Source organism: Methyloglobulus sp. (genome assembly GCF_964779595.1).
In genome coordinates, this window is sequence record NZ_CBAROL010000064.1 from 1 (window position 1) to 4,952 (window position 4,952).

Annotated in this window: 2 protein-coding genes and 1 pseudogene; 1 reads left to right on the forward strand and 2 read right to left on the reverse strand. The window is 41.4% G+C overall.

The genetic code is table 11. The features are described from left to right. Positions 1–266: 266 nt before the first annotated feature. On the reverse strand, positions 267–1,550 hold the full coding sequence (locus AC1YY3_RS12740) for a sialidase family protein (protein WP_482194567.1): 1,284 nt from the start codon (positions 1,548–1,550) through the stop codon (positions 267–269). Positions 1,551–1,613: 63 nt separating this feature from the next. Continuing rightward, positions 1,614–4,061, reverse strand: coding sequence for a TonB-dependent receptor (locus AC1YY3_RS12745; protein ID WP_482194568.1), 2,448 nt, complete (start codon positions 4,059–4,061; stop codon positions 1,614–1,616). A gap of 433 nt (positions 4,062–4,494) precedes the next feature. On the opposite strand from AC1YY3_RS12745, the pseudogene AC1YY3_RS12750 reads away from it, so the two are divergent. Continuing rightward, positions 4,495–4,952: pseudogene (locus AC1YY3_RS12750) on the forward strand (bifunctional [glutamate--ammonia ligase]-adenylyl-L-tyrosine phosphorylase/[glutamate--ammonia-ligase] adenylyltransferase); the annotation flags it as partial.

Here is a 4,952-nt window from a genome sequence, read left to right on the forward strand (position 1 = left end):
GGCACTATAGGTTTTCTTGATAGATACCAGGCTAAAAGTCCATGCAAAACAAGTACGGTAGCCAAAACTAGGCCGGCAATTTGTCGTGATTTTTTTTGCTGTGCCAGAGGATTAAAGCTTACGTTATCAGAATGAAAAGTATTGACTAAAGACATGAAATTAACAACTATTGATAATGTACTGATGGCAAGTGAGGTTCTGGTTTTAACTAATTAATCATAAAAAGGGGGAGCATTTAAAATTTGCTCCCCCTTTTTTATTGTATTTTACAGATGTTTTAATTGATAACCCAATTTTTGTGACTGTATGGAAAGATAAATGGACTGTCCATCAGTGATCAAAAAGGGCTCATCCAGTTTTTCAGTTGACTGCAATATTACTTCAGGTGTTGACCAGGTTTTACCATCATCAGATGATTTCATTAGCCGAATACTATTTTGAGTGCCATCAAATTCTTGCCAAACGATAGCAACTTGTTTGCCCAGTCCTATAACACTAGGGTGACTTGCGCCATCATTTCCAAATTGCAAGGGCTTAGAAAAACTCGCCCCTGAATTAGTGGAGGCGGCATAAAATAAGCCTTTTTTGGCTTCAGAGCCACTAAACCATACTGCATGATAGGTATCGATATCAGAAATGGCGAGACTAGGCCCGTGATGGGGGCAGGCATCAATCGCCCACTTTTCATCACCCAAATGAACGATTTTGCCGGGCGTATTCCAGTCTGTAAACTTAATAAGTGCATGGTCACGTATTTTGCCATCAAAAATATGACGCCAAGCGATGACAGGTGTATTGTCTTTAGCGATAGCGGTATCTATGCGACAACATTCGCAGGCATGATCAGCAACATGTTTGTTGGCATGAAAATGCTGGCCACCATCATCAGACCAGGTGTAATAAAGGGAGAGGCCTTTAAAGGCTTGACCCTCTTTTATTGCAGAGGCTTCATCACGACCATCCAGCCACGCCATGAAAATCTCGCCATTTTTACCAATCGCCATACTGTCAAAGCGATGACGAATAACCTCAAGATTATCATTCAAGGTAATCGGTGTAGAAAAATGTTGACCGCCATCGGTTGAGCGACTGAAGCGGATATGCGTGCTATGTTTTTTATCGAGCGTTAAGTCCCATGACAAATAGATGTTGCCGTTATTGTCCAATTTTATTTTGGGACGACTAGAGCCTTTTGCTGCTACTTTTTCGGAAACGGCGTTGACTTTAACAGGCGGGGTAAAAGTGAGGCCTTTATCGGCTGATGATTGCACATAAATGAATCCATTGTTTACCCAAGTAATCCAAAGCATTCCTTTATCATTAAAAGTTGCGGTCACCGTGTCCGAGCAAACTAAATTGGGAGTAGCTTCAGGATTGGCACAAATGCCTTTTTTTGCAGTTTCGTGGCCATGCTTGTTTTCATGCTGGGTGTGATCAACATGCTTAACTTCGGTAGTGGTTGTACAACCAGCCAACGCTAATAATGCAAGAGATAAAAATGAGCAATGACGTTTCATAATGAGACCGTTTAAAATAAGTAAGGCAGACAAAGGGATCTTTGTCCGCCGCTTTGCTAGGCAAAATAAGATTTCAGTAGCGTATGTTTTTTTTAACTAGTAATTATACTTTAATTCCGCAAAGTATGTTCGCGCAGCCTCTGGGTGAAATATCCAAACTTGTGCATCATTGACATTATCTATGCCACCGGCAACCATAATTTGCTTGGTTATATTATAGTTAGCATGTAAATCGACTATCACAGCTTCGTTACCCCCACCTGTATAGGTTGCAAAATTCTTATCGGTATTGTTTAACTGACCATATTGCGTGCCGGTGTAGCGAAAGTTAACGGAGGTATTTAATTTGTTGTTAAACGCACTCGGACGATAGGCAACAATTCCAGCTGCACGCCATTGTGGAACCTTGGGTTGATTCTTACCCGTGGTCGGAACTTTAGTGTAAGGGTTTGCTGCTGTTGGTGTTGATAAGGCCATTGCGGCATCGGTTTCAGAGTTTTCGGTAATAGTAGAGTTAACATAGGTAAATGTACCGTATAGATCTATGCCGTCTATGCCGACATTACTTTTATCGGCGGCAAATTCGAGACCGTAACTCTGTATTTCTCCTACATTTGAGCTGGTACTCAAAGTCGTAGTACTTGATCCTGGTTTAAAAGTGGTTTGTGAATAAATGGCATCTTTTATTTGCTCCTGGAATACACTCATACGTACTTTTCCACCATCAAAACGGTATATGTGAGAAAGCTCAGAAGATAAGGCATCTTCAGGTCTTAGGTTAGGATTTGCTTGAACTATATTACCGCTCACTGTTGTTGTATTAAACAATTCGGTGACAGTTGCAAAGCGATAGGCTTTAGCAACCGCGAACCCTGTCTCATTGTGTTCTGTCGACTTCCAGGTGACTTTTCCTTTCGGTGAAAATCTTAGTAGATTTCGGTCTGCCTGCGAAAAAGCTGTCGTGCTAGTGGCATTGTAGCCATCACTGGCATCCCAGCTTTCTATACGGCCACCATATGTTAAATTCCAAGCTTTGTTAAAGTCCAAGGCATCTTGCACCCAATAACCTGCCAAGTTTGTTTTGCCTTGTGAGACAGTGTTAATGGCGCCTGTAGTAGAGGTCTTCCAATTGGATACATTGTAAACAAATGAGTTTAAATTGGCGCCAATTTCGCTAAAACCAAAGCTGACTTCATGTTTACCTAACAGTTTTGCAGACGGTCTCCAGATGCCTTTGGCGTCAGCGGTGAACCAGCCGGTGCCCTGCAAGCTTGTTACGTTACCTTGGCCGTCCCCAGCTGAGGGTATTTGGGTGGATTTTCGAGTATAGTCGGTGGCGAAGTTCATCCAACTACCATTTAGATCCCAATCAAAAACGCCACCACTGTCTGAATGTAGGCGCATGCCTTGAAATAATTTTGTTTGTTCAACATTAGTGGCTGTGAAAGCTGGAAAACCGCCGTTCCCCGTATTAAGGTTGTAAGTTTTGCCATTAATACCAACGGAGGCGCCACTATCGACAGTTGCACCTGTGGCGGTATTGGTTAAATAACTTTGAAAGCTACCATTATTATCATTGGTCCATAAACCTAATGAGTAGTTTGCATGGATAGAATGGGTAATATCGTAGCCCAATTTCCATTTGAAAGTATCTTGTACGGTATGATTAATGTTTCCTCCCCCCATAACTAAGGCATCAACGCCGTAAGGATTTTTATTGGCAATGGCACCGGAAACTGGGGTTGTGCCCCCAGGGGCTGTAGAAAGAATTGGATTATAATAGCTTATGGGTTGGCTATGACTATCTAAATGCATGACATCAAATCGAACCGATAGGTCTTTGTATTTATCAGCAACATGCCCTGAATATTCTTGGCTATCGTAGGTATTATTTTTGCCATAAAAGCCAAATTCTTGCCAGGTCGCTTTAACGTTGCCACCGACATCAAATTTTGTTGGCATTTTGGTTTTAATGTCAACGACCCCACCAATTGAGTTACCGGTATAGGCCGCTGCTTGCGGTCCGTACATGACATCAACTCGTTCAATTTCTGAGGGTGCTACCATAAACCAGAGCGGTGATCCCGTATCACCGTTGTTGTTACCCAATGGGTTTGAGAGCATCACGCCATCGGTATAAATTAAACCACGAGCACTCTGGCTGGTTCCTGAGGTACGCCAGCCGACAGGAGCGTTAGTGTCACCAATATAGCGCTGACGAACTTGAATACTGGGTAGATACTTAATAGTATCGGCAGACGTCATGGCATTAATATTATGTTCAATTATTTCGCTAGACACACTTTCTGTCGTTGTAGGTAATCGGTATTCTTCTTTTGCTCTGGGTATAAAGGCATTGGTATCGGTATAGCCTTCGGTTATTATCATCTCGGGCATTTCTGCTTTAGATTTGTCGACAGGTGCTTGTTTTTTTTCTTGTTTTGCAGCTTTTTTTACCGTTTTTTGTTTTACGTTGATGGTTTTAGTAGACGTCGTTGTGTCTGAAGCCCCCATTGCAGTTAAGGGCGTTGCTAGTATCAACATGCAAATTAGAGTGTGTCTTGGTTTAAGTTGAAATGGAGGTTTAAGTAAAGGCATTAAATTAATCCGAGTGTTATAAATGGGTTATTTAAATAAAAGACGATGTCTAATCTTTTACTTAAAGCACATTGCATGCCAAAGCTTCACAGTCCTTGCTAGAAAAGGATTGCTGGTGTAAAAGAATTTTATTGCGATGTAAAAAAGTGAGGCATATGCCATACTTTTTAAAAATTTAGGTTAAATAACCTAATTATTTTATTTTTCTTATTAAGTGAGTTATTACTTAATACAAGTTACTGGCAATAAGTTGGCTTGAATCTTCTCAAATCGGTATCATAGTTTTTTTAAATTCAGTCTGGTATTTATGTCTTTTACTCATAATGTTGATTTTGAGCTCGCAAAGCTACCTGAGGAGTTACGCAATTCCCTAGGGATTATGCTAAAGCAATGGGATGAGCAACTAGCCACGCTAAATCTGGATTTTCAACCCACACCTGAGCTATCTGCTTCCCTTGTAAAAGTGTGGAGCTCCAGTTTATTTGTTGCGGAGAGTTGTCTTCGTCGGCCTGAGTTATTGATTGAATTAGTTAGTTCAGGTGATTTATTGTCAGCTTATAAAGAACCTAGTTATACCAATAAACTGGAACAGATAGCGATTGATACTGAAGTACAGTTAATGCAGGTATTACGGCAGTTTCGGCGACGAGAAATGGTTCGAATCGCGTGGCGTGATTTAGCAGGTTGGGCGCCATTATCAGAAACCTTGGCTGAAGTATCGTGGTTAGCTGATGCTTGCATTCAATTTGCATTGGCTTTTTTGTATCAGCAGGCTTGTGACAAACGTGGCATACCGTTATTGGCAGATGGCAGTCCTCAGCAAATAATTGTCTTGGG